This is a genomic window from Pseudomonas violetae (assembly GCF_023072615.1).
GTDB classification, from domain to species: Bacteria; Pseudomonadota; Gammaproteobacteria; order Pseudomonadales; family Pseudomonadaceae; genus Aquipseudomonas; species Aquipseudomonas violetae.
On sequence record NZ_JAKNRW010000006.1, the window covers coordinates 89,396 to 114,859 of the forward strand.

25 protein-coding genes and 1 pseudogene are annotated in these 25,464 nt (G+C 59.1%); 10 read left to right on the plus strand and 16 right to left on the minus strand.

Translation table 11 applies throughout. The annotated features are described in order from the left end of the window. Nucleotides 1-264 precede the first annotated feature (264 nt). Nucleotides 265-1,227, plus strand: a complete 963-nt coding sequence (gene trxB / locus L9059_RS10670; protein ID WP_247290693.1) for a thioredoxin-disulfide reductase — start codon at nucleotides 265-267, stop codon at nucleotides 1,225-1,227. A gap of 110 nt (nucleotides 1,228-1,337) precedes the next feature. On the opposite strand, the gene L9059_RS10675 is transcribed toward trxB, so the two are convergent. The 11 genes from L9059_RS10675 to L9059_RS10725 form a co-directional block, all read right to left on the minus strand. Beyond that, entirely contained in the window at nucleotides 1,338-2,621 is a 1,284-nt protein-coding gene (locus tag L9059_RS10675; RefSeq protein ID WP_247290695.1) for an NAD(P)/FAD-dependent oxidoreductase, read from the minus strand. 95 nt (nucleotides 2,622-2,716) lie between these two features. Next, on the minus strand, nucleotides 2,717-3,550 hold the full coding sequence (locus L9059_RS10680) for a transporter substrate-binding domain-containing protein (protein WP_247290696.1): 834 nt from the start codon (nucleotides 3,548-3,550) through the stop codon (nucleotides 2,717-2,719). Between the two features lie 45 nt (nucleotides 3,551-3,595). Then, the gene (locus L9059_RS10685) at nucleotides 3,596-4,387 is read right to left on the minus strand and encodes an amino acid ABC transporter ATP-binding protein (protein ID WP_428480255.1); all 792 of its coding nucleotides are present in this window, start codon (nucleotides 4,385-4,387) and stop codon (nucleotides 3,596-3,598) included. Between the two features lie 6 nt (nucleotides 4,388-4,393). Beyond that, nucleotides 4,394-5,368, minus strand: coding sequence for an amino acid ABC transporter permease (locus L9059_RS10690; protein WP_247290697.1), 975 nt, complete (start codon nucleotides 5,366-5,368; stop codon nucleotides 4,394-4,396). A 226-nt stretch (nucleotides 5,369-5,594) separates the two neighbouring features. Then, on the minus strand, nucleotides 5,595-6,845 hold the full coding sequence (locus L9059_RS10695) for a 2-aminoadipate transaminase (protein ID WP_247290698.1): 1,251 nt from the start codon (nucleotides 6,843-6,845) through the stop codon (nucleotides 5,595-5,597). Between the two features lie 250 nt (nucleotides 6,846-7,095). Next, nucleotides 7,096-7,434, minus strand: a complete 339-nt coding sequence (locus L9059_RS10700) for a HopJ type III effector protein (protein ID WP_247290699.1) — start codon at nucleotides 7,432-7,434, stop codon at nucleotides 7,096-7,098. Further along, on the minus strand, nucleotides 7,427-7,723 hold the full coding sequence (locus L9059_RS10705) for a DUF1244 domain-containing protein (RefSeq protein WP_247290700.1): 297 nt from the start codon (nucleotides 7,721-7,723) through the stop codon (nucleotides 7,427-7,429). Before L9059_RS10705 ends, L9059_RS10700 begins: the two co-directional genes overlap by 8 nt. Before the next feature lie 91 nt (nucleotides 7,724-7,814). After that, entirely contained in the window at nucleotides 7,815-8,186 is a 372-nt protein-coding gene (folX, locus tag L9059_RS10710) for a dihydroneopterin triphosphate 2'-epimerase (RefSeq protein ID WP_247290701.1), read from the minus strand. Nucleotides 8,187-8,188: 2 nt separating this feature from the next. Beyond that, a complete protein-coding gene (gene folE / locus L9059_RS10715; protein WP_247290702.1) occupies nucleotides 8,189-8,764 on the minus strand; it encodes a GTP cyclohydrolase I FolE in 576 nt (191 codons plus the stop codon). Between the two features lie 21 nt (nucleotides 8,765-8,785). After that, entirely contained in the window at nucleotides 8,786-9,496 is a 711-nt protein-coding gene (folM, locus tag L9059_RS10720) for a dihydromonapterin reductase (protein ID WP_247290703.1), read from the minus strand. 84 nt (nucleotides 9,497-9,580) lie between these two features. Continuing rightward, nucleotides 9,581-10,150, minus strand: a complete 570-nt coding sequence (locus tag L9059_RS10725) for an antibiotic biosynthesis monooxygenase (RefSeq protein WP_247290705.1) — start codon at nucleotides 10,148-10,150, stop codon at nucleotides 9,581-9,583. A 212-nt stretch (nucleotides 10,151-10,362) separates the two neighbouring features. On the opposite strand from L9059_RS10725, the gene L9059_RS10730 reads away from it, so the two are divergent. After that, nucleotides 10,363-11,322 carry a MerR family transcriptional regulator gene (locus L9059_RS10730; RefSeq protein WP_247290707.1) on the plus strand — a complete coding sequence of 320 codons (960 nt, stop codon included), beginning with the start codon at nucleotides 10,363-10,365 and terminating at the stop codon, nucleotides 11,320-11,322. A gap of 2 nt (nucleotides 11,323-11,324) precedes the next feature. Here the strand turns inward: L9059_RS10730 and L9059_RS10735 are convergent, their stop codons facing one another. Together L9059_RS10735 and L9059_RS10740 are read right to left on the minus strand one after the other, a co-directional pair. Then, complete coding sequence (locus tag L9059_RS10735; protein WP_247290709.1) at nucleotides 11,325-11,930, minus strand: hypothetical protein; 606 nt, start codon at nucleotides 11,928-11,930, stop codon at nucleotides 11,325-11,327. Between the two features lie 72 nt (nucleotides 11,931-12,002). Next, entirely contained in the window at nucleotides 12,003-12,461 is a 459-nt protein-coding gene (locus L9059_RS10740) for a PAS domain-containing protein (RefSeq protein ID WP_247290710.1), read from the minus strand. A 103-nt stretch (nucleotides 12,462-12,564) separates the two neighbouring features. On the opposite strand from L9059_RS10740, the gene L9059_RS10745 reads away from it, so the two are divergent. The 4 genes from L9059_RS10745 to L9059_RS10760 all read left to right on the plus strand — a co-directional run bounded on the left by L9059_RS10745 (nucleotide 12,565) and on the right by L9059_RS10760 (nucleotide 15,893). After that, nucleotides 12,565-13,020 (plus strand): flavodoxin, encoded by a 456-nt coding sequence (locus L9059_RS10745; protein ID WP_247290711.1) that lies wholly within the window; start codon nucleotides 12,565-12,567, stop codon nucleotides 13,018-13,020. Nucleotides 13,021-13,122: 102 nt separating this feature from the next. Continuing rightward, the gene (locus L9059_RS10750) at nucleotides 13,123-13,905 is read left to right on the plus strand and encodes a class II aldolase/adducin family protein (RefSeq protein ID WP_247290713.1); all 783 of its coding nucleotides are present in this window, start codon (nucleotides 13,123-13,125) and stop codon (nucleotides 13,903-13,905) included. Continuing rightward, entirely contained in the window at nucleotides 13,905-14,807 is a 903-nt protein-coding gene (locus L9059_RS10755; protein ID WP_247290715.1) for an alpha/beta fold hydrolase, read from the plus strand. The genes L9059_RS10750 and L9059_RS10755 overlap by 1 nt, the downstream gene beginning before the upstream one ends. Before the next feature lie 174 nt (nucleotides 14,808-14,981). After that, nucleotides 14,982-15,893 (plus strand): SDR family oxidoreductase, encoded by a 912-nt coding sequence (locus tag L9059_RS10760; RefSeq protein ID WP_247290716.1) that lies wholly within the window; start codon nucleotides 14,982-14,984, stop codon nucleotides 15,891-15,893. 122 nt (nucleotides 15,894-16,015) lie between these two features. On the opposite strand, the pseudogene L9059_RS10765 reads toward L9059_RS10760, so the two are convergent. Both L9059_RS10765 and L9059_RS10770 read right to left on the minus strand, forming a co-directional pair. Further along, nucleotides 16,016-16,725: pseudogene (locus L9059_RS10765) on the minus strand (N-acetylmuramoyl-L-alanine amidase). 254 nt (nucleotides 16,726-16,979) lie between these two features. Next, nucleotides 16,980-17,213: a hypothetical protein gene (locus tag L9059_RS10770; protein ID WP_247290717.1), complete on the minus strand. Its 234-nt coding sequence runs from the start codon at nucleotides 17,211-17,213 to the stop codon at nucleotides 16,980-16,982. A gap of 106 nt (nucleotides 17,214-17,319) precedes the next feature. Between L9059_RS10770 and L9059_RS10775 the strand changes: the two genes are divergently transcribed. From L9059_RS10775 to L9059_RS10785, 3 genes are all read left to right on the plus strand, one after another. After that, nucleotides 17,320-19,113 carry a DUF1302 domain-containing protein gene (locus L9059_RS10775; RefSeq protein ID WP_247290718.1) on the plus strand — a complete coding sequence of 598 codons (1,794 nt, stop codon included), beginning with the start codon at nucleotides 17,320-17,322 and terminating at the stop codon, nucleotides 19,111-19,113. Between the two features lie 23 nt (nucleotides 19,114-19,136). Continuing rightward, nucleotides 19,137-20,504: a DUF1329 domain-containing protein gene (locus tag L9059_RS10780; RefSeq protein ID WP_247290719.1), complete on the plus strand. Its 1,368-nt coding sequence runs from the start codon at nucleotides 19,137-19,139 to the stop codon at nucleotides 20,502-20,504. A 139-nt stretch (nucleotides 20,505-20,643) separates the two neighbouring features. Beyond that, on the plus strand, nucleotides 20,644-23,190 hold the full coding sequence (locus tag L9059_RS10785) for a LuxR C-terminal-related transcriptional regulator (protein WP_247290720.1): 2,547 nt from the start codon (nucleotides 20,644-20,646) through the stop codon (nucleotides 23,188-23,190). A 12-nt stretch (nucleotides 23,191-23,202) separates the two neighbouring features. Here L9059_RS10785 and L9059_RS10790 read toward each other — a convergent pair whose 3' ends face one another. Next, on the minus strand, nucleotides 23,203-23,994 hold the full coding sequence (locus L9059_RS10790; protein WP_247290721.1) for an IclR family transcriptional regulator: 792 nt from the start codon (nucleotides 23,992-23,994) through the stop codon (nucleotides 23,203-23,205). 164 nt (nucleotides 23,995-24,158) lie between these two features. Here L9059_RS10790 and hmgA point away from each other — a divergent pair, with 164 nt between their 5' ends. Further along, entirely contained in the window at nucleotides 24,159-25,463 is a 1,305-nt protein-coding gene (gene hmgA / locus L9059_RS10795) for a homogentisate 1,2-dioxygenase (protein WP_247290722.1), read from the plus strand. Nucleotide 25,464 lies beyond the last annotated feature (1 nt).

Here is a 25,464-nt window from a genome sequence, read left to right on the forward strand (position 1 = left end):
GGAGGGCGAAAGCGCGGCGGCGACGTCGACATCAGCTTTAACAAATTAGTCTATTTAGTCGTGGCACCGGATAGAGACCCGCTATGAGCTGGATTGTTATTGTGTATTTCCTTAATCTTCGCCCCCTCGATAAGCTGCACCCATTCTTTTTACAGGACTGTCGAGCTAAAGCCTTCCCCAAGTGCTTTCAACGGTCCTTTTTAATTCCCGCCGGCAACCCGGCGTTCCGCGCCAGTATTTTCGGCCGGTCAACAGGAGCAGGTCATGTCTGAAGTCCGTCATTCGCGAGTGATTATTCTCGGTTCCGGCCCTGCCGGTTACAGCGCAGCGGTCTACGCCGCCCGTGCCAACCTCAAGCCACTGCTGATCACCGGCATGCAGGCCGGCGGTCAACTGACCACCACCACCGAAGTCGACAACTGGCCGGGCGATGTCCATGGCCTGACCGGCCCGGTGTTGATGGAGCGCATGAAAGAGCACGCCGAGCGTTTTGAGACCGAGATCGTCTTCGATCACATCAATGCCGTGGACTTTGCTTCCAAGCCTTACAGCCTGACCGGCGACAGCGGCACCTACACTTGCGACGCCCTGATCATCGCCACCGGTGCCAGCGCTCGTTACCTGGGCCTGCCGTCGGAAGAAGCGTTCATGGGCAAGGGCGTTTCGGCCTGCGCCACTTGCGACGGTTTCTTCTACCGCAACAAGCCAGTGGCGGTAGTGGGTGGTGGCAATACTGCCGTGGAGGAGGCGCTGTACCTGGCCAACATCGCCAGCACCGTGACCCTGGTCCACCGTCGCGAAACCTTCCGCGCCGAGAAGATCCTGATCGACAAGCTGAACGCGCGGGTTGCCGAAGGCAAGATCGTGCTGAAGCTGAACTCGACCCTCGACGAAGTACTGGGCGACAACATGGGCGTGACCGGTGCACGCCTTAAGAACAATGACGGCAGCTTCGACGAGCTGAAAGTCGACGGCGTGTTCATTGCTATCGGCCACACTCCGAACACCTCGCTGTTCGAAGGCCAACTGACCTTGAAAGATGGTTACCTGGTTATCCAGGGCGGCCGTGAAGGCAACGCTACCGCTACCAACCTCGAAGGCATCTTCGCGGCTGGCGACGTGGCTGACCATGTCTACCGCCAGGCGATCACCTCCGCCGGTGCCGGCTGCATGGCGGCACTGGACGCCGAGCGCTACCTGGACGACCTGCAGAACGCCAAGTTCTGAGATCGTTGAAATGAAAAAACCGGCTTCGGCCGGTTTTTTTTGGGCATTCTGACTAGCGCCGCAAGTTATGTGTGGGAGCGGGCAAGCCCCCTTCCACACAGGTATCGTGGTTAACCGCGAAACCGTTCTTGCACGTAATCCATCACTTTCAACGACTGATAAATCGCATTAGCTGCCACCCGCCCAAATGGCCCGCCGTTCCAGTCCAGCAAGTAAGGTTTGAACAGCTCATACCGCCGGTTTTCCCCGCACACTGCTTCAGCGATGACGCGGCCGCCGATCGAGCCGGTATTCAAACCGTGCCCAGCAAATGAAGTACAGGCCCAGACACCCGGTTCCAGGAGCCCAAGGTTGGGCATCTTGTTGGTTGAATAGCCCATCAGGCCGGACCAGGCCAGTTCGATTTTTACCGGGGCCAGCTGTGGATAGACCGAGACCATATCCGCCTTGAGCATGGCTGCCAGGGCCTGTTCGTTCTGTTCATTACGCGTGGTGATGCGCCCGCCCCACAGCAGGCGATCGCCTTCCACTACCCGGTAATAATCCGAAGCCCGACGGTCGTCGGAGAACGCCGCGCCGGAATCGAGCACGGATTTGATCGAATCACCCAGGTGTTCGGTCAGCACCACGTAGGTGGCGATCGGCAGGTAGGCGCGGCTTAGCTTCTGCAGCTCCGGGCCACCGTAACCGCCCGCGCAAAACACCAGATCCTGGCAGCGCACACTGCCGCTAGCCGTGTTGATCACTTTGTCCGCGCCTTCGTGATGCCAGGCAAGCATCTTCGATTGTTCGTGGATCTTGCCGCCAGCCGCTTCAATCGCCAGTGCCAGGCCCAGGCAATAATTGAGCGGGTGAAAATGCAGGGCGTTCGGGTCTTCTACACCCTGGAAGTAGCGTTGGGTGTGAGCCCGTTGGCGGATCTGCGCGGTGTCGAGGTAGTTGAGCTCGTAGCCGAAGTCGCGGCGCATCGTCTCGATGTGAGACTTCACGCCAGCGCCGTCGTCGTAGCGCTTGACCCGGATCGTGCCGCAGGACGGCTCGCAACCGCGCAGCGCCAATTCGGCAATATTATTGCGTACGATCTGCACGCCTTCGACTGACATCTGAAACAGTGCCTTGGCCTGATCCAGCCCGAGCTTTTTGCGAATGGCGCCCGAGCCTTCAGCCCAGCCAGGCGAGACCACGCCGCCATTGCGTCCGGATGCGCCCCAGGCAACCTGATGGGCCTCCAGCAGAATCACCCGTTTGCCCCGTTGGGTCAGTTCCAGGGCTGCAGTGAGGCCGGCGATGCCGGCACCGATGATGCACACGTCGCAGCTTTCATCGGTATTGAGTTCGGGCCTGGCCGCGTGGGGCAGCGAGGTTTGGGAGTACCAGGTGTTGGGGAAGGACATGGGTCGATCCTTGAAAATAGTTGACCACTCACACACCCACTCATCCCTGTGGGAGCGGGCAAGCCCGTTCCCACAGGGATAGAGGGATGGTTGGGTTACTTGACTGTCGAGTAATCGACGCCGTACCACTTGGTCGACAATTTCGACAGCGTACCGTCCTTGTGCATTTCGTCGATGATGGTACCGAGCTTCGCCTGCAACTCCGGATCCCCCTTGTCGGTCGCCACGGCCAGCGGTTCGTAGAAGGCGACAGCGTTATCCACAGCGCGCAGCGGGTAACCTTTTTTAACGGCCGCATCCAGGGTGCTGCGCTGGGTGAGGATGGCGTCCAGTCGAGCTCCATCGCCCAGACGCAGATCGTCCAGCGGTCCGACGGAGCCGGCGTAGGTCTTCATTTTTTCGGTCTTGACGTCGTACACCACCGGCGGCACATCGGTGGTTTCGATGGCCAGTGCCTGGTTGAGAAAGTCCTCGGAAGTGGTGCCGCCTTCAACGCCGATGGTCTTGCCATTCAGGGCCTTGTGGTCCGTGACCGTAGACTTGTCGTGCACGGCAAAGACATAGGGCACGTAGTAATAAGTCCCGGGGAAGTCGAGGATCCGCGCGCGACTCTTGGTAGCGGTCATCGAGCCCACGGACATGTCCCAGCGCCCGTTCCACCTGCCGGCGGTTATCACGTCCCAATCGGGCGTGATGAACTTGACCTCGACCCCAAGGCGCTTGGCGATTTCTTTCGAGACGTCGATATCGAAGCCGTCGATTTCATTCTTGTCGTTGATGAAACCTTGTGGCGGCCAGGTGGCCGACGTGGCGACCGTCATCGTCTTGCTGCTCTGGATCTTGTCCAGCACCGCACCGGCATTGGCGGCGCCGACAAACAACAGCGACATTGCGGCGGCGAGGGTGAGTACGCGTTTACTTCTGACCATGTCCATCTCCATGTCTCGTTATTGTTATGGCGGGCGAAGCGGTCTTCAGTGACCGATGATCTGCGACAGGAATTTCTGTGCACGTTCAGTCTGTGGGTTATTGAAAAACTCGGCCGGGGTGGCCTGTTCGATCACCTGCCCCTGGTCCATGAACAGCACGCGGTCGGCGACCTTGCTGGCAAAGCCCATTTCATGGGTCACGCAGATCATGGTCATGCCGTCGGTGGCCAGTTCGCCCATCACGTCGAGTACTTCATGGACCATTTCCGGGTCGAGGGCCGAGGTCGGTTCATCGAACAGCATCACTTTGGGATTCATGCACAGCGCCCGGGCGATCGCCACTCGCTGCTGCTGGCCGCCGGACAATTGCGACGGGTACTTGTCGGCATGCTCGGCAATGCGCACCCGCTCCAGGTACACCTGCGCGCGCTTCTTCGCTTCGCGGGCCGACACGCCTTGCACCAGTTGCGGCGCCAGGGTCAGGTTGTCCATCACGCTGAGGTGCGGGAACAGGTTGAAACTCTGGAACACCATGCCGATTTCACTGCGCACGGCGCTGACACTTTCGGCTTCGCTGGTGAGGACGATGCCGTTGACCTTGATCTGGCCTTTCTGGAAATTCTCCAGATGGTTGATGCAGCGAATCATCGTCGACTTGCCCGAGCCCGAGGGCCCGCACACCACCAGGATTTCCCCCGCGGCGACGTTCAGGTCGACATCGCGCAGCGCATGAAAATTTCCGTACCACTTGTTCAGGCCGGTGATGGCAATCATCGGTGGATTGGCTGGCGATGCAGGGGCCAGGTCGAGACGTTCTGCGGTACGGGTGAGAGTCATCAGCCATCAACCTCTTGCCGTGGATCGGTTGACCCGTTTTTCGATTCGCGCCTGCACCCGCTCAAGAATGAACGACAGCGCCCAGTAGATCATCGCTGCGGTGATCAGCATTTCCAGGTGGCGGAAGTCCGCACGGCCCTGGGTCTTGGCCAGGTACATCAACTCCCACACGCCGATCACCGACACCAGGGAACTGTCCTTGAGCATGGCGATGAACTGGTTGCCGGTAGGCGGGATGATCACGCGCAGGGCCTGGGGCATGATCACCCGGCTCAGGGTCTTGAACGGGCTGATGTTCAGCGCCCGGGAGGCTTCCCACTGACCGACCGGAATGCTCTGGATGCCGGCGCGGAAAATCTCTGTCATATAGGCGCCGTAGCACAGGGACAGCGCGAGGATGCCCGCCGGGACGGCGTCGACCACATAACCCAACTGCGGCAGGCCGAGGTAGATCAGGTAGATCTGGATCAGCAACGGCACCCCGCGAAAGAACGAGGTGTAGAACGAGGCGAGGGCGTTGGCCAGGCCGTTGTTCGACAGCTTGGCGACCGCCCCGATCAGCGCCAGCACAAAGGCAATCACGATCGCCACCGCCGAGATGTACAGCGTGGTAGCGGCGCCCTGGACGATCAGGAAACCGACCTTGTCGAGGATGAAGCTGTAGGACAGGTTGAAGGTGTCGAAGAACGCGAGGAACAGGATCAGCAGTTCGATCCAGACCACCGTGGTCTGTACTTTGAACTTGAGGCGTCCGAGCACGTGGAAATTCAACGTCCCCAGCACGGCAATGGCCAGGCCGATGGCGATGTTGCGGGCGGTCAGGCTGTCGGGCGCATTGCCCAGCAGTGGATGCAGGAAGTTGCTGAAGGCGCTGTTGCCCAGGTTCATCAGGTAGGCGCCGAGGAACAGTACAACGGCTACGCCGAGGAGGAATTGAGGATCGTTGGACTTCTTTTTATAAATTATATTGTCGTGATACATGCATGCCTCGGCGCCTAAATGGTGATGATCTCGCTGATAAAATGGGGTTGGTCAGGATCTAACTGTGGGAGCCGGCTTGCCGGCGATGGCGATTTCAAGTACGCCATCGCCGGCAAGCCGGCTCCCACAATTCGAAATCGGGTGTCTTCAATGAGTATTGCGACGCTACTTCAGGGACTGCAAGCGACCATAATTCGCTACGTCAGTCCCTGAGCTCATTTTGCTATCAATCGAGTTTCGCCAAGCAGACTTCAAGGATGTTCAGGCCTTCCTCCAGCACGGCAGCCTCAGTGGTCAAAGGCGCCAGCAGCCGGATGATATGGCGCGACTTGCCACTGGGCATCAGCAGCAAGCCGGCTTCCCTGGCCAGGGTCAGTAGCTGGGTGAGCTGGGCGGCGGCCGGCGTGCCATCAGGGTGAGTCAGTTCAATGCCGCGCATGGCGCCGACACCGGTCAGGCGCCCGAGGAAGGGTGACAACTGGCTGGCGCGCCAGGACTGATAGCGACTGACGATGGCTTCTTCCTGCTGGGCGCCCCAGCGGTGCAGCTGCGCGTCAGTCATTTCATCGAGGGTCGCCAAGGCGGCAGCGCAGGCGATAGGGTTGCCGGAATAGGTGCCACCCAGCCCGCCCTTGGGCAGCACGTCGAGTAGTTCTTTACGCCCGACCACGGCGCCCAATGGCACCCCGCCGGCGATGCTTTTGCCCAGCAGAATCAGGTCCGGCTCGATGCCAAGGCGCGAAAACCCGAAGCGCTGGCCGGTACGCCCGAAGCCCGACTGGATCTCGTCGGCGATCAGCACAATCCCCTTATCATTGCAAAAACGCCGTAGCGCCTGGGCAAACGCCGGGTCCATCGCGAGAAAGCCCGCTTCGCCCTGCACCGGTTCGAAGATGAAGCAAGCGACGTCCGCGAAGTCGATTTCCACGCTGAACAGGCGATCCATGGCTTTCAAGGCTTCAGCGCAGGTCACGCCATTGTCCTGGCTCGGATAGGGCAAGTGGTACACAGGGCCGGGCAGCACGCCGACTTTCTGCTTGTAGGGCGCGACTTTACCGTTGAGGTTGAGGGTGGTCAGGGTGCGGCCGTGAAACGCGCCGTCGAAAGCAATCACGGCGCTACGCCCAGTGGCGCCGCGGACAATCTTCAAGGCGTTTTCTGCGGCTTCCGCGCCACTGTTGGTGAGCATTCCGCTGACCGGGTAGTCCACTGGGATGAACGCACTGAGGCGCTCCATCAAATCGATGTAGGGCTGGTGGGCGGCGGCGTTGAATGCGTAATGGGTCAGGCGCGTGGCCTGTTCGCGAATGGCCTCGACGATGCGCGGGTGGCAATGACCTAGGTTGAGCACGCCGATACCACCGACGAAGTCGATGTAGCGCTTGCCGTCGGTGTCCCAGACCTCGGCGTTTTTGCCATGGCTGAGGGTGACGGGATGAACCACGTTGATCGAACGACTGATGCTTTCGCTGCTCATGGATGACCGACTCTGAAGAAGGGATGCTTCTTTTATCTAAGCCGTGAGCGGTGGTGGCGGGCAAACGAAATAAAGTCGCCGGGTTAATCTTAAAAGTCGGGATGTGCGCATTCACCCATGGACAGGGTGGTGTGTAGCCTGTGGCGAGGGAGCTTGCTCCCGCTGGACTGCGCAGCAGGCCCATCTTGTGGGGCCGCTTCGCAGCCCAGCGGGAGCAAGCTCCCTCGCCACGGGTTATTTTCGTCCTGGATCAGCGGCGGGTCAGCGGCTGCGCGCTGAACTTCACGCCCCCCAAACCGTGGGTAATCAACGCCCGAATATTGCCATGATCACTGCCCTCGGGCGTCGCCAACACTGAACGGTAATGCTCGCCAAACGCCAACAGCGCCTCTTCATCGTTAAGGCCTTCAAGCAGCGCCAGGCCAAGGGTCTTGCACGAGCCTTCGTTCTGCCCGGCTGCGTTGTCCACGCCACCGTTGTTGAACGCTTGTGGCTGGTAGTCGTAGCCCGCGGCGATGAAGGCCAGGGTGTCGGCAAAAGCGTGTTCACCGCTCTTGAGGCTGGCGCGCAGGGTGTTCAAATCAGTCATGGGGTTTTCCTTTGGCGAACGCTGCCTGTTGTTCGGCGTTGGCTTCTTGCTGGTATTGGGCTTTCCACTCGGCGTACGGCATGCCGTAGACGACTTCGCGGGCGTCATCGAGGCTGACGTCGATCTGGCGTTCATCGGCGGCAGCCTTGTACCACTTGGACAGGCAGTTACGGCAGAACCCGGAGAGGTTCATCAGGTCGATGTTCTGCACATCCTTGCGACTATCGAGGTGAGCCACCAGCCGGCGAAAGGCGGCGGCTTCGAGTTCGAGGCGTTGTTGATCAGTCATGAGAGGTCTCTGCGACACAACTTTAAATGGCAAAGCTGCAAGTTGAATTGCGGTGGCTTGCAGTTTACAGCTTGAAGCTTGCAGCTTGTAGCTAGCGGCTCGCCGCGAGCGTTATCGACACCGATTCGGCGAATCGCAGCGCATGGGGCTTGTCCACTTCGACCTCGGCGTACCGCACGGACTCGTTGAGCATGACCAGGTCGAGTATCTCCTGGGTCAGGCGTTCGAGCAGGGCGAAGCGATGACCTTCCACGTGAGCGATGATCGCCTTGGTGATGGTGCGGTAGTTCAGCGCGTGATCGATGTCATTGTCGCGCACCGCTTCCTGGGCCGCATACAGTATCGTCAGGTTGATCAGCACGTCCTGCTTGTTGAGGATCTCGTCCTCGTTGATTCCGATGAAGGTGCGCAAACCCAGGTCCTTGACCCGGATGCGTGCCATTCCTGGCTGAAGTTGTGGCATTGCTACTTGCTCCGTCCAATCAATTGCAGAAACTCCTGGCGGGTATTGCTCGACTCGCGAAAGGCACCGAGCATCACCGAAGTGTTCATGGTCGAATTCTGTTTCTCGACGCCGCGCATCATCATGCACATGTGCCGGGCTTCGATAACTACCGCGACGCCGGCTGCACCGGTCACGTCTTGCACCGCATCGGCGATTTGCCGGGTGAGGTTTTCCTGGATCTGCAGGCGGCGGGCGAACATGTCCACCAGCCGAGCGATCTTCGACAGGCCCAGCACCTTGCCCGTCGGAATATAAGCCACGTGGGCCTTGCCGATGAAGGGCAACAGGTGATGTTCGCACAATGAATACAGTTCGATGTCGGCAACGATGATCATCTCGTCGGTATCCGAGGAAAACAGCGCGCCGTTGACGATATCTTCAACACTCTGTTCATAGCCATGACAGAGGTACTGCATGGCCTTGGCAGCTCGCGCCGGGGTATCGAGCAATCCTTCGCGGTCGGGATTCTCACCGATGCCGATGAGGATCTCGCGGTAGCTCTGGGACAGGGCCTTACGGGGTAGCGTTAGAGTCATGGGACATCCTCGCGGGGCAGTCTATTTGACGTGCCGTCCGCCGTTGACGGTCAGGGTCGTGCCGGTGACATAGGGATTGTCGAGCAGGTAGCGCAGGCTTTGATAGATCACCTCGCTGCCGGGTTCTATGCCCAGCGCGGACTTGGCCAGGGCCTTGGCGCGGTACTGCGCGTCGTCGTCAGGGTTGAACAGTAGCAGGGCGGGCGCGATGCCGTTGACCTTGATGGTTGGAGCGTACCTCGCGGCGAAGGACAGCGTGAGGCTGTCGAGCCCGGCCTTGCTCGCGCAATAACCGATGTGGCGGCTGCTGCCCTTGCGTGTCACGTCGTCGCTGATGTGCACGATGTCTGCCGGGCTCGAGCGTTCGAGCAGGTCGGCGCAGTGCAGGTTGATCAGGTAGGGCGCCAGCATGTGTACATTGAACATGCGGGTGAAGGCGGTCGCGTCGCAGTCCAGGGTTTCGGCCAGCCACTCGGAGGCGTTATGCACGATTGCCCGCAGGCTGTCGGTGTGGGTTTTCAGTTCGGCGATGAATGCGAGTATTCCGGCCTCGCTGGAGAAGTCGGCGAACACTGCCGTGGCCCCCAGGTCGCGCAGGGTTTGCACGCCGGGGCGCTCGCTGCGATAGCTGAAGATGACCGGCTGACCTTCTTCAAGCAATCGCTGTGCGCAGTGCAGGCCTACTCGCTGGCCGGCACCGGTGATGAGGATTGGGGTTGCGCAAGAGGTCATGTTGGGCTCGCTTTGCGGTAAGAGCAAAACTATACCAGTGACGGGGTGGATCTGTAGGAGCGAGGTCGTTCCTACAGGGGGGGATCAATGATTCTGCGCAGACGCCTTCACCGCCACCCGCCGTGCAGAACTGCCACTCAGCCACCCCGCCAGCATTCGAGTCGACAGCGGAATGAAGAAATAAACCATCAACGGCGTCAGGCACAGCGTACTGACCAACACCCGCGGCAACAGGCTCAGCTCGCCCAGCAAGGGCTCCAGCACAAAGTTGAACAGCAACGACACCGGAAAGAACGCCAGCCAGATAGCCACGGCCTGCTTCCAGCGCGGCGGACGCGCACCGGCGGCACCGAACCAGCCTTCAATGCCGCTGACCCGGTGCTCCTTGGGATGGGCAAACAGGTCGCTGCCACGCGCCAGCCAGGCGGTACGCGAGGCGGAGTGCTCCCAGGCGTGCATGGTCTGCTCGTCGGCGAAGCGGAAGATGATCTGGAATTCGTTATCGCCGGGGGGCGGGGCGAGCACGCCTGAGCCGAGATAACCCTTGAAGTCGGTGGCCAGCTGTTCGCCTTCGCGCAGCCAGTCCATCAGATCCTGATAGCGACCATCGGCGACTCGACGCGCAACCATCAGCGTGACGGGGGAAGTAGACATTATGTATCTCCGTAAGACAAATGCGTCACTCCGGGTAGGAGATTCGCCAGGCGCAGCTCCGGGGTGATGGGCTGTGTCTTGAATCAAGCAAGGATTATTCCTGATTCTGGATATTTCACCAGCGACTTTAGTTACTCATCAATTGGTTTGAATGGTCAGGGATCAGGAGAGGTAAGATAGGCACCGATTGATACATGGAAGTGGACCGCGAAATGCCTGTGTTACCTGATATCGCCCCGGATACGCTGCAAGCTCATTCGCTGGAGCGTGAAGATGTGTTTCCCATTCGGGAAGTGTCGCGCCTGACCGGAATCAATCCGGTGACGCTTCGTGCCTGGGAGCGCCGTTATGGACTGATTCAGCCCACTCGCACCGAAAGCGGGCATCGCCTGTACTCGTTGGCCGATATCGAAAAAGTCCGCAGCATCCTTGGCTGGATCGAGCGCGGTGTGGCGGTCAGCAAGGTCGGCAAGATCCTGGCCAAGGCCGAACCCCTCCAGGCGCTGGCAAAAATCATCCCTGATGAGCTGGTGGCCGCCGACTACGCCCAGTGGCAACAGCGAGTTCAGGCGGCGGTCAGTGGTTTTGAAGAAGTACAGCTGGAACAGATCTACGGCCAGATCTTTTCGAGTTATCCACGGGAGGTGGTTTTTCAGGACATCCTCATACCGCTGTGGAAAAAGTTATTGCAGCAGCATGATGCGTTCGGGCAAACCAGTGAATGGCTGTTCCTCGACGGTTTTCTGCGCTCGCGGGTGTTGCAGCGGATGCTGCTGATGCGCGTCATGCAACCGCGCCGGGTGATTGTCTGCGCCCTGGGTGATCAGGTCCGTGAGCTTGAAGTACTGGTCACGGCGCTGTACCTAAGCCATGTCGACTCGGCCATTCAGTTGCTGTCGATCGGTCAGCCTTTAGACGAACTCACCCTGGTCTGCGAGCGAGTCAAGCCTCGGGCACTGGTGCTGGTGTCCAATCACGCGCTGGCCACGGACGTGTCTCGACGTTTGAATCGTCTGGCCTTGAGCCTCGATTGTCAGTTGTTGCTAGCGGGTGATGCGTCCGAACTGGCGCAGGAGAGCCTGGCCGGGTCGTCGATCGGTTGCCTGGGTAGTGAAGGTGTGATGATGCGCCAGCGCTTGAAACAATTTCTGGCAGGTAATCTGGATACGTAGATTCAGAGATGCAGGGCGGGGTGGGTCAGGCGATGTTGCTGGAGGATGAACTGGCGCAGGCGCTCGGTTTCGTCCTTGTCGCCCTGACTCAACTGATAGGCATAAAAGCCGCTTTCGGTTTCTTTCTCGAACGTTCCGCGCAACGCGATCCGCTCATAGCCGGACGGACTGAACCACAAGGCGAAGTGTTTCGGCGCTTTGGTCTTGTTGCGCACTTCCAGCAGAACACCTTTGAACGACACTTCATGTACCCAAAGGGTACCAGGCTGGCCGTTGGCATTTTCCAGGGCTACGGGCTCCTCGAGCACCAGGCGCCACGGCCTGACCATCGGCCCGTCTTCATAAATACTGGGCACCCCAAGGCGCAGGTGCAGCGCATGGAACTCGTCTTCCACCAGGTGCAACGGAAACGTCATCTGCTGATTATCGAAATTGGCCTGGATGGTGACTTGCTCGTGCGCGGCTAGGCGCGTGAGAAGGTCACGGATTTGCGAACCACCGTTAACCAGCAGGCTCGACGTCGCATCCCGCACATTCAGTTGCGGGTTGTGTTGCATGGTCTGGATGAAATCCAGCTCATCCTGCGTCAGGAGCGCGTCGCGTTGCATGATCTACTCGAAGGATATAGTTACAAAGTCATCGGTGATTGTAGTTAATGACAATTAATTCGCCTTTTTGTTTTAACCGTTCGTCGCTTTCAGCGCCGCAAGCTCGGCCTGGACTTCAGCCAGTTTTGCCTCAAGCTGGGTAACTCGCTGCTCTGCCTTGACCTGGGCGCTGACATCTTTTTGCACTCCAACGAAGTAAGTTATCCCGTCGCTCTCGTTTTTTACCGTGGAAAGCGACAGCTCGTTCCAGAATGGCGTGCCGTCCTTGCGGTAATTACGCAGGATTTCCCGGCATGAGCCCCCGCTGCTCAAGGCCTCGCGGATGACCGCCAATGCCTCTTGGTCCCGGTCTCCGGACTGCAGGAAGCGGCAATCCTGGTACAGGATTTCCTCGCTGGTGTAGCCCGTCAGGCGTTCAAATGCCGGGTTCACATAAATCAGGATGTTTTCTAGCTCGCCTTCTTTTTCGGCAATTACGATGCCGTCGTTGGAAGCGTTGATGACCAGTTGCAGCAGCTGCGCGTTGATCATTGGAGAATCCTTTCCTGTTTGATTGACCTTCGCATTCTAAAAGAAACCATCAGAGGGCTGCTGTTAATATCCTCCTTATTTACTCAGCATTAGGATCAGATTGATGAAAGTCGCCATTTTTTCCGGCTCGGTTTACGGTTCTGCCGAAGAAGTCGCCCGTCACGCGGCAAGCATTTTGAAGGACGCCGGGTTCGAGGCCTGGCACAACCCTCGGGCGACGCTTGCGGATGCTCAGGCTTTTGGTCCTGAAGCCTTGCTCGCAGTGACCTCGACCACCGGCATGGGCGAGTTGCCAGACAACCTTCAGGCGTTGTATTTCGACATTCGCGACCAGTTGCCGGCAGCCTGGCGCGGTCTGCCGGGTGCCGTCATCGGCCTGGGCGACGCGAGCTATGGCGACACCTTTTGCGGCGGCGGTGAGCTGATGCGTGAATTGTTTGGCGAGCTTGGCGTTCGTGAAGTACTACCGATGCTGCGCCTGGACGCCAGCGAAAGCGTGACCCCGGAAACCGATGCCGAGCCCTGGCTGGCACAACTGGTGAAAGCGTTGCGTAACTGACTCGCACGGCCATCAAGCTGGCTGCCAATGCAACTACGCGAACCCTGGAGGCTGACTAGACTGCTGTTACGTGAAAAACAATAAGAACAGGAGTTCCTTGTCGTGAGCGTAGTCCCCGTCTTGCCATCACCTAACGTCGAAGATCAGGTCAGCGCCGCCGAATGGCAGGCTCGCGTTGATCTGGCCGCCTGCTATCGCCTGGTCGCCCAGCATGGCTGGGACGACCTGATCTTCACACACATTTCGGCCAAGGTACCTGGCACCGATGACTTCCTGATCAACCCCTATGGACTGATGTTTCACGAAATCACGGCATCGAGCCTGGTCAAAGTCGATCAGGCCGGCAACAAGTTGATGGACAGTCCCTACGAGATCAATCCTGCGGGGTACACCATCCATAGCGCCGTGCACGAAGTGCGTCACGACGTGGTTTGCGTGCTGCACACCCATACGGCGGCCGGTGTCGCGGTGTCGGCACAAAAGCAGGGCGTTTTGCCAATCAGCCAGCAGTCGCTGTTCGTCTTGTCCAGCTTGGGCTATCACGCCTACGAAGGTGTTGCGCTCAATCATGAGGAGAAAGCGCGACTGCAAGCCGACCTTGGTCAGAACAACTTCCTGATGCTGCATAACCACGGTCTGCTGACCTGCGGCAGCAGCATCGCCGATACATTTCTGATGATGTTCATCTTCCAGCGAGCCTGCGATATCCAGGTGCTGGCGCAAAACGGTGGTGCCGAGTTGATCGCCATCGAGCCGCAGATTCTGGCAGGTGCCAAGGCGATGATTGCGGGCGTGACCAACAGTGCTCAAGGGATGGGTGGAGCACTGGCCTGGCCAGCGTTGCTGCGCAAACTCGATCAACTCGACCCGGGGTATAAACTCTGATGCAACTCGCCGAGATCCCCCTTTGTGTCTGGCGCAAACGCGGCCAGACGTTTGATTTTCGTGGCCAGCACATCCGTTATTGGACGGCGGGACAGGGTGAACCGTTGCTACTCATCCATGGTTTTCCGACGGCCAGTTGGGATTGGCATTTCCTGTGGCAGCCACTGGCGCAGCGTTACCGGGTGATTGCCTGCGACATGCTCGGTTTCGGCGATTCCGCCAAGCCGAGCCAGCATGAGTACAGCCTGCTGGAACAAGCCGATTTACAGCAGGCACTGCTGGCGCATTTGCAGGTGGCAGATCCGGTGCATGTACTCGCCCACGACTATGGTGACAGCGTTGCCCAGGAGTTGTTGGCCCGGCACCACGAAACACGCATTGAGCTGGCCAGTTGCGTATTTCTCAACGGTGGTCTGTTTCCTGAAACCCATCGCGCGTTACTGGTGCAGAAACTGCTACTTAGTCCACTGGGCTGGATGATCGGGCGGGCCTTTAATCGGGACGCGCTGGTGAAAAGCTTCCGGCATGTCTTCGGTCCGTACAGTCGCCCAAGCGAGAGCGAGATGGACGACTTCTGGAGCTTGGTGGAAAGCAACCATGGCCCGCGCATCATGCACAAACTGATTGGCTACATTCCCGAGCGACGGGCCCAGCGTGATCGCTGGGTGGCCGCCATGCAACGAAACGAAGTGCCGATGCGGGTGATTGATGGCGAGGCCGATCCGATTTCCGGCGGGCACATGGTCGAACGTTATCGCAAGTTGATGCCCAACCCCGACACGGTGTTGTTGTCCGGTATTGGCCACTACCCACAGATTGAAGCGCCTGCGCAGGTGCTCAAGCATTACCTGGAATTCCGAGAAAATTGCGTGCTACTGCCGCGCAAGGTGGCGTGTTCGTGACTCTGTTGAAAAATTCGCAGCCCGCGCCCCTTTAGGAGCTGCCGAAGGCTGCGATCTTTCACGCATCATCCCCCTGCCTTATCGAGCACCATTCAGCCCCAGCCGTTTCATTGTGACCCGCAGCCCCGTGCCTGACACTCGGACTCATGTCCCCTTGGCCTGGAGTTGTCCCCCATGAGTGAGTCTGTGCGCTTCGAAGATAAAGTCGTGATCATCACCGGTGCCGGCGGTGGCCTCGGTCGCGCCCATGCGCTGCTGTTCGCCAGGCAGGGCGCGAAAGTTCTGGTCAACGACTTGGGCGGTTCGGCCCAGGGGGAGGGCGCTAACGCTTCGGCAGCTGATCGAGTGGTCGCGCAAATTCGCGAAGCAGGCGGCATCGCCGAAGCCAACCACGACTCCGTTACCGACGGCGACAAAATCGTCCAGCACGCCATGGACGCCTTCGGCCGGGTCGATGTAGTCGTCAATAACGCCGGGATCCTGCGCGACAAAACCTTCCACAAAATGGAAGACGCCGATTGGGACCTGGTCTACCGCGTCCACGTCGAAGGTGCCTACAAAGTAACCCGCGCCGCCTGGCCGCACATGCGCGAGCAAAACTACGGCCGGGTGATCTTCACCGCGTCGACTTCCGGCATCTACGGCAACTTCGGCCAGTCCAACTACGGCATGGCCAAACTCGGCCTCTATGGCCTGACCCGCACTCTGGCCATTGAAGGTCGCAAGAACAACATCCTGGTCAACGCCATCGCCCCCACCGGCGGCACCCGCATGACCGAAGGCCTGATTCCGCCGCAAGTGTTCGAACAACTCAAGCCGGAACTGGTCAGCCCGCTGGTGGTGTACCTCGCCAGTGAAAACTGCCAGGAGACTTCGGGACTGTTCGAGGTAGGTGGCGGCTGGATGGGCAAGGTCCGCTGGGAACGCAGCCTGGGCGCCGGGTTTGATCCGCGGGTCGGATTCTCGCCGGAAGAGGTGGCGGCTAATTGGCAGCAGATTTGTGATTTCGAGGGGGCGGCGCATCCAAAAGATAATATTGAGGCGCTGAAAGAGATGATGGGGAATCTGCAGAAGTATTCGTTGTAAGGAAGGTTCCGTTGTTGGCGTACATATCCGTTCCCGCAGGAAAGGATATGTACGTGGTCCAACGAAGCACATCAAAAAATTGCCACCTCGTTTTTCCCGTCAGCGCCTACATAACGCCTCTTTTACTTTGCGCCGAAATATTTGCTGACCAGTGCTGCTAATCGAGCCGCAGTTGGCATGTCCATAATGCCGTCGTATTTGTCAGCTCGAAAGTGCAACTGAAAGGCGCGGATAAGTTGAAAATATCCTTGTTCATTAACCGCGCGCGAAGTGTCATATCCATAGGTTTTGAACAGTTGAAGCAGCTTTTGAACCAGGCTCCTACGCCTTTCAAGTAAAGTAAATGCCAGGGAAACTTCGGCCCCGGATCGCTTTTCTGGAATGCGGCGTCCGAGTGACCCAAAACGTTGGTCGGGATGATGTCGGGATGCCGGGCGAGGATGTTTTGCGCCAGTGCTTCGACGGCGGTGATCTGCTCTGGATGATAGTCTGGAAAAATAAACTCTCCGTTCTCGAAAGAGGCAAGGTTTACAATCTCGATGCCAATTGAAGTGTCATTCAGGTTGCTTCTGTTTCCCCATTGGCTCACCCCCGCATGCCAGGCCCGCTTGGTCTCGTCAACCAGATTGAAAATCGCTTGGGTGGTATAACCGGCTTTAAGGTAGCTGGGGTCAGTAATATCGGGTATCAAATAATGGGCGCTGACTGCAGAGCCGGTCAGCGTAGAAATCGAACTTTTAAAGTATGCTGCAGTGTAATGAAACATTAAAAAGCGTGTCCTCTCGTTAAATCCATTAATGGAACGAAAGTCGTTATAAATAACAGGTTTCATGAAATGCCTCGCATTAATTAAGGTGGTGCCTGACGTTTGGGTGTCGGCCGTATTACCTTAATCGCAAGATCGCTTATTATATTTGCAGAGTGACGTAGGAAAGATCTGTAAAACTTGTAGGTGTCAGCTCGTCATATAAAAGTCCAACTATAAAAAAGGCCGCTGCAAACGCAGCGGCCAAAGTAAGACGTTCGATCAAGGAGCTACAAATCAACGTCTGTGTGCACAGTGCAATGAACCGAAGAGTCTTCAATTCATCTGAATCCGGTCACTGATGAAGTGGATAAGAACACACCTTCATCGACCCGCGCCTCCAGCCCGTTCCCCTGAAAGCCCGTCCAGAATAAAGCCTTGTTCCCAAAGGAAAAATAGCGATTACAGGTATGCACTGTTGCAGCATTGGCAACAGTGCCGGCGTTATGCATCCACGTCCCTGATACCGCGCCATCCACCCCATCCATACCCTGTGCAAAGCCCTGTGTGCGCAAGCCAGTCATCCTTTGGAGCGACACCGCGAATACCTCCTTGGTGCGCTTATCGCCCTCGGTCGGCGGCAGTAGGGTGGGGCCTTCTGTCACTCACCGGGGAAGACGCATGACAAAAACAACAATGCGCGCCATCTTCAAGCCGCAGGCTCTGGCCGCTGCGGTGGCCTTGGGTTGCTGTGCCCAGGCGCAGGCGGTTTCGTTCAATATTGGGGAAATCGAGGGCACCTTCGATTCTTCGTTGTCGGTTGGCGCGAGCTGGGGCATGCGTGATGCCGAGAAATCGCTGGTGGGCACCGTTAACGGTGGGACAGGTCAGGCATCCACAGGGGATGACGGTCGCTTGAACTTCAAGAAGGGCGAGACCTTTTCGAAGATCTTCAAGGGTATCCATGACCTCGAACTCAAGTACGGCGACACCGGTGTCTTTGTCCGCGGCAAGTACTGGTATGACTTCGAGCTGAAGGACGAAGACCGTCCGTTCAAACCCATCAGTGATCACAATCGCAAGGAAGGCTCGAAGTCCGCCGGGGCGCAGGTTCTCGACGCCTTTGTTTATCACAACTATTCCATCGCCGATCTGCCGGGCACGGTGCGCGCGGGTAAACAGGTGGTCAGTTGGGGGGAGAGTACGTTCATCGGCAACTCGATCAACAGCATCAACCCAGTGGACGTCTCCGCGTTTCGCCGTCCTGGTGCCGAGATCAAGGAAGGCCTGATTCCGGTCAACATGCTGTTTGCTTCCCAAGGCCTCACCGACAAACTCACTGTTGAAGGTTTCTACCAGCTGGAGTGGGACCAGACGGTTCTCGATAACTGCGGGACCTTTTTCGGCGGTGACGTGGCGGCGGATGGTTGCACCAAGGGTTACACAGTCGCCAGCCCGGCGATTGCCCCCTTGCAGCCGATCGCTGCGGCATTCGGCCAGGGCTTTGAAGTCACCCGCGAAGGCGTGGTGGTGCCCCGGGGCGGTGATCGCGATGCGCGAGATTCCGGGCAGTGGGGCACGGCGTTGCGCTGGCTGGGGGATGACACCGAGTACGGCCTGTACTTCATGAATTATCACAGTCGCTCGCCAAACGTCGGCACCACCACCGCTGGCCTGGGTACGCTGGCCGCGCTTCCCGGGATCGTGAGCACTGCCAACGCTATCGCCCCAGGGACCGGTGCTGCCTTGGCGCAAAGCGTGATGCTCGGTCGCGGGCAGTATTACCTCGAATACCCCGAGGACATCCGCCTGTATGGAGCGAGTTTCTCCACCACATTGCCCACGGGCACTGCGTGGACCGGCGAGATCAGCTACCGACCCAACGCGCCGGTGCAGATCAACAGCACCGACCTGACCCTGGCCATGCTCAATCCGATTGCAGGGGGCGCGGCTTCACCTATCGCCTCAGCGCCTGGTGCGGACAACAAGGGGTATCGACGCAAGGAAATAACCCAGGTACAGAGCACCCTGACGCATTTCATTGATCAGGTCGCGGGCGCCGATCGCCTGACCCTGGTGGGCGAGGCGGCAGTGGTTCACGTGGGCGGTCTTGAGGCGCGATCCAAACTGCGTTATGGCCGCGATTCGGTGTACGGCCAGTACGGTTTCAAAGGTGACACCGATGGTTTTGTGACCTCGACGTCCTGGGGCTATCGCGCTCGCGCCATCCTTGACTACAACAACGTGATCGCCGGCATCAACTTCAAACCCAATCTGTCCTGGTCCCACGACGTTTCCGGTTATGGCCCCAACGGGTTGTTCAACGAAGGCGCCAAAGCCATGAGCGTCGGCGTCGATGCGGATTACCGCAACACCTACACCGCGAGCCTCAGTTACACCGATTTCTTCGGTGGGGACTACAACACCCTGGAAGACCGTGACTTCCTGGCGTTGAGCTTTGGCGTGAATTTCTGATCTGGCTGAGAAGGATGATGGTTATGTGCAAGATGATTCTGCAATGCGGTTTGCTGGCCGTTAGCTTGCTGGCCACCCAAGTGATGGCCGCTGTGTCCCAGGAGGAAGCCAACAAGCTCGGCACCAGCCTGACCCCGCTGGGCGCCGAAAAAGCCGGCAATGCCGATGGCTCGATTCCGGCCTGGACCGGTGGAATCGCGAAAAATGCCGGAGCGGTCGATAGCAAGGGCTTCCTGGCCGACCCGTTCGCCAACGAAAAGCCGTTGTTCACCATCACGGCGGAGAACGTCGAGCAGTACAAGGACAAGCTCTCGGACGGTCAGATCGCCATGTTCAAGCGCTACCCACAAACCTACAGGATTCCGGTCTATCCGACCCACCGCACAGTGGCTGTCCCGCCGGAAATCTACGAGTCGGCCAAGCGCAGCGCCTTGAATGTAACGCCGATCAACGACGGTAACGGCCTGGCCAATTTCACCGGCAATCGCTACTACGCCTTCCCGATTCCGAAGAATGGGGTCGAGGTCATCTGGAACCACGTTACCCGTTACCACGGCGGCAACCTTCGCCGGACCGTGACCCAGGCAACACCACAATCCAATGGCGATTTCACCGTCATCCGCTTCAAGGACGAAGTCGCGGTGCCTTCGCTGCTGGGTGATCTGAAGCCGGGCAGCGACGAGAACGTGCTCAACTACTTCAAGCAGGAAGTCACCGCGCCGGCGCGTCTGGCGGGCAACGTCCTGCTGGTCCACGAGACGCTCGACCAGGTCAAGGAACCGCGCAAGGCATGGGTCTACAACGCCGGTCAGCGTCGTGTGCGCCGTGCGCCACAGGTGGCGTATGACGGAGTCGGGACCTCGTCGGACGGCCTGCGCACCACCGACAACTTCGACATGTTTTCCGGCGCTCCGGATCGTTATGACTGGAAGCTGGTCGGCAAGAAGGAAATGTACATCCCCTACAACAGCTACAAGCTTGACTCGCCGAACCTCAAGTACACCGATGTGATCAAGGCCGGGCATATAAATCAGGACCTGACCCGTTACGAACTGCACCGGGTATGGGAGGTCGTCGCCACGGTCAAGCCGAACGAGCGCCACGTCTACGCCAAGCGTCACATGTACATTGACGAAGACAGCTGGCAGGTCGCGCTGGCCGATCACTACGACGGTCGCGGCCAGTTGTGGCGAGTCGCCGAAGGGCATGCGCAGTTCTACTACGATCACCAGGTTCCGGCATATACGGTGGAGGCGTTGTATGACCTGATTGCCGGTCGTTACATCGCCCTCGGGATGAAGAATGAGGAGAAGCGCAGCTTCGAATTCAACATCGATGCCAAAGCTGGGGACTACACGCCAGCAGCCCTGCGGAGCACAGGTGTGAGGTAGTTTTCCTACGGACACTTACACAAAAGGTGACCTCATGGTCACCTTTTTTATAGGGGTTGATCAGTGCGCTGAATACTTCTTCAACAAGCCGGCGAGACAGGGCTAGGGTGGCGCCATAACTACAACAAGGCGCACCCCTATGACTGCCATGACGCGGTGTCTGGACCTACCTGGAATTCGCCCCCGGTTGTCTGCGCACCACCAGTCTCGTCCGAGGTTGATCGAACCGCTGCTGGCGTCCACCGCTCGCGTGAAGCTGTTCTGCGCCCCGGCTGGTAGCGGTAAAACCACGCTGCTGGTGGAGTGCCTGATGCTGGCGCCCGAGGGCTGTCAGGTCAGTTGGCTGCCCCTGGCCGGCGAGTCAATGACCGTGGCTGATTTACGCCAGCGGCTGGTTCAGGAACTGGGGCTGGCTGGCACGGATGATTCGGCTTTGCTTGCGGCACTGGCCAGCTTCCAGACGCCGGTATGGATTTTTCTCGATGACTATTGCCGCGCTCGCAATCCGGAACTGGACCTGCTGCTGGACCAACTGCTGACGGTCAGTAGCCCGGTGATCACCTGGTGGTTGAGCAGTCGTCGCCGTCCGCAAATCAACTGGCCGCGCTTGTTGCTCAACGATGAATTGTACGATTGCGCCCCCGGCACGCTGGCGTTCAATCATGTGGAAATCGCCAAGTTACTGCAGCACCGAGAACCCGAGAACGCGAGTAAGGGCGCCAGCAGGATTCACCAGCTCAGCGGCGGCTGGTGCGCCGGCGTGCGCATCGCGCTGTTGCAGAAATGCGACTGGTCGCGCAACGACGTCCATGGTCGACCGGACACCTTGTACGATTATCTGGAACACGAGCTGTTCGCCAGCCTGGCACCGGAGCTGTTGGAGGCCTGGCGCGTGCTGGCGCATATGCCGCGGTTCAATGCGCGATTATGCGAGCACCTGTTCGGCGCGGTCGCAGGTGTGCAGATTTTGGAGGCGCTGCAAGAGCTGGGGTGTTTTATTGAACCCTGGGAAGGCACTGCGGACTGGCTGCAGATATTCGACCCGTTGACCCGTCTAGTGCGTGAAAACCCCTGGCCGGAGGGGCGCTCCTGGCATCGGCGGGCCTGTCAGTGGTTCGCCGGCGAGCAGGACTGGAAGGCTGCGTTCGAGCAGGCGTTGCTGGCGCAGGAGTTTGAAGTCGCCGTGAGCCTGCTGCAGCATTTCAGCTTTGAACACCTGTTTGAGGAACAAACGGTGGTGCTGTTGTTGCGTCTTCACGAGCAGAAAGGCGAGGCGCTGTTGTCTGGCTCGCCGCAACTGATCGGTTTGATCACTGCGGCCTTGTTGTTTGCCGGCCGTTTCGACCCGGCAGGTGAGTGCATTGCGCAGTTGTCGCGCTTCCTGCCCCAACCGACAGAGTTTCTTCAGCGCCAGTTATTGGCTCGGTGGCTGGCGCAACAAGGTTGGCTGCTGCATCTGCAAGGGCGCATGGAGGCGTCCCGGGTGCATTTCCTCGAAGCTATGAGCGAGCTGGGGCCGGAGCTGTGGACGGTGCGGCTGATTTGCCTGTCGGGTTTGACCCAGCAAGCCCTGCTCAGGGGCGAACTTGATGTGGCGCAGGCGACTAACCGCGAAGCGTTATGCCTGGCCCGCGCCAGGGGGTCATTGGTTTTCGAAAGCCTGCTGGAGCTCGACCATGCGCAATTACTGGAGCAGCGCGGCGCTCCCGCCAGGGCTGAGCATCTGCTGGCGGCCATGCACGATTTACTCGCCGGGCAAAAAATCGCCGAACCTTTGCTTGGACGGATTGCCTTGCGGCGCGGCCGTTTGAGTTTGTGCCAGGGCCTGGACGTGCAGGCGGCCGGGTTCTTCGAGCAGGGGCTGCAAATATGCCTGCGCAATCACGACAAACGCGCGCTGTATGGTTTCCTCGGGCTGGCGCAACTGGCCGCCAATCAGGCCGATTACGCCCAGGCGTTCGTGCTGCTGCGCGATGCGGAGCGCTTGATGCAGCAACGGCAGATCCCTGACACCGTTTACCGTGGGGTGTTATTGCAGGTCAGCAGTCACTTCTGGTTGCAGCAAGGTCGCCCGGAGCTGGCCCAGGAAGCGCTTACCCGGGTGCTGCGCCATTATCGGGGACCCGATGCGCGCCAGGCGCCTCCGGCGACACTGGAGCTGATTGCACGAATCGAGTATCAACTGGTGCTGGCCGAAACCGACTTGCATCGCGCTCCAAACGCCCTCGAGCGGCTCAATGTTTTGCTCGCAAAGGCTCAGGGACGGGCCATGTGGGCGCTGGAAGCCGAATTACAGCTGGTTATCAGTGAAGTGGCACATCTCGTCGGCGAAACCGCGCTGGCCAGGGCGGCGCTGCGCGCGGGACTGGATCGGGTCAATCGTTGCAACCTGCAACAGGCGCTGCGGGAGTCAAAGCTGCGTCAGCCAGACCTGCTGGATCGGCTGGGGGAAGTCGCTCAGGAGATCCCCGCGACCCTGGGAGCAAGTCCTTTAAGTTGCCGGGAGCTCGAAGTGCTAGGCCTGATTGCTCAGGGCAATTCCAATCAACAGATCGCCGAGCAATTGTTCATTTCACTGCACACGGTGAAGACCCATGCCCGCAGGATTCACAGCAAGCTTGGGGTTGAACGCCGCACTCAGGCGGTTGCAACGGCGAAGAAGTTGGGACTGATCGCACCATCCTGAGGCCAGTGCAATTTACAGGGCAGGGGCGGGGTCATAGCCCATGCGCCAGCTGACGGCGCGAGTAGCGGCCAGCAATCGCTGCGCTGCGGGGCCGTCTTCATCAGCGTGGAACAACGACGCCGGGCCGACAATGGTCATCACCGCCACCACCTGGCCCACGGCATTGAACACTGGTGCCGACAATGCATCCACACCGGGCATCAGCAAACCATGCACGTGATGCAGGCCGCGGTCGCGGATTCGTTCACACAGCGTCGCGTAGGCATGATCGTCCCCCAGTGGATGGGGCTTCGCTGCCTGCAGTTCCCTCTCGCGCAGATCAACGGTTTCACGGTTGGGCAGGTATGCACCAAACACCAGGCCGGTGGATGAACTGAGCAGCGGCAGCACCGAGCCCAGTTGAGTCACCACCGTAACGGCACGAACCGCCGGCTCGATATGCACCACAGTCGCACCCTGATTGCCCCACACCGCCAGGAAACAGGTTTCGTTCAGTTCGTCGCGCAACTCGGCCAGGGGCAGGGCACCCACTTTCAGCACGTCCATACTGTTCAGGGCTGCCAGGCCCACTCGAAGGGCTTCGCGGCCCAAGCCGTAATGATTGGTGGCGGTGTTTTGTTCAGCAAAACCGCTGGCGATCAGCGCCTGCAAGTAGCGATGCACTTTGCTCGCCGGCATCTGCACGTGTTCGGCCAGGCGTGACAGCGAAGTCGAAGGCGACAACTGGGCCAGCGCCTTGAGGATGTCGGTGCCGACCTCGGCCGAGCGGACTTTCTGCTTATCGTTGCTACGCGGCGTTTCCATGAAGGCGATCTGATCCTGTAACGAATGGGCGTCTTTATAGCTTGACGGTCGAAACCAATCAAATTACGTTATGCGTAATCGAATTACGACAAAAATAACCCAGGCGTGCCGAGATCTCTGCAAAGCAGGACTGGCCACGGTCTGCTCCCTGTTCAGGAGGCTCCATGAACCTCGATTCAACCGCGCCCGCGATCGCGTACCAGTCCGGTTTCGGCAACCAATTCAGTAGCGAGGCCCTGCCTGGCGCCTTGCCCATTGGGCAGAACTCTCCGCAAAGAGCTCCGTACGGCCTGTACACCGAATTGCTGTCGGGCACCGCCTTCACCATGGCCCGCGCCGAATCGCGACGGACGTGGATGTACCGCATTCAGCCGTCGGCCAATCATCCTGCGTTCGTCAAGCTTGAGCGCCAACTGGCGGGTGGGGCGCTGGGTGAAGTGACCCCCAATCGGCTGCGCTGGAATCCGCTGGACATGCCGGGTGAGCCGACTGACTTCATCGACGGGCTGGTAAGCATGGTGGCCAATTCGGCCGCAGAAAAACCGTCCGGCATCAGCATCTACAGCTACCGTGCGAACCGCTCCATGGAGCGAGTGTTCTTCAATGCTGATGGCGAGTTGCTGCTCGTGCCCGAGATGGGTCGCCTGCGCATCGCCACCGAGTTGGGCGTGCTGGAGCTGGAGCCGCTGGAGATCGCCGTACTGCCCCGGGGCATGAAATTTCGAGTCGAGTTGCTTGATCCACAGGCCCGTGGCTACATCGCCGAAAACCATGGTGCACCGCTGCGCCTTCCGGACCTCGGACCCATTGGCAGCAACGGTCTGGCCAACCCACGGGACTTTCTGGCGCCGGTCGCGCATTACGAAAACCTCCAGCAGCCGACCACCCTGGTGCAGAAATTCCTCGGTCAACTGTGGGGTTGCGAGCTGGATCATTCGCCGCTGAACGTGGTCGCCTGGCACGGCAACAATGTGCCGTACAAATATGATCTGCGCCGTTTCAACACCATTGGCACCGTCAGCTTCGATCATCCGGATCCCTCCATTTTCACCGTCCTGACCTCGCCTACCAGCACTCACGGCCTGGCCAATCTCGACTTCGTGATTTTTCCGCCACGCTGGATGGTCGCCGAGAAAACGTTCCGTCCGCCTTGGTTTCATCGCAACCTGATGAATGAATTCATGGGGCTGATCAAGGGCGAGTACGACGCCAAGGCAGAAGGTTTTGTGCCAGGCGGTGCGTCCCTGCACAGCTGCATGAGCGCTCACGGGCCCGATGGCGAAACCTGCACCAAGGCAATCAACACTGAACTGGCACCGGCGAAAATCGACAACACCATGGCCTTCATGTTCGAAACCAGCCAGGTCTTGCGCCCGAGCCGTTTCGCACTGGAATGCCCACAGCTGCAGAAAAACTATGACGCTTGCTGGGCCACGCTGCCCGCCACTTTCGACCCGACCCGGAGATAAC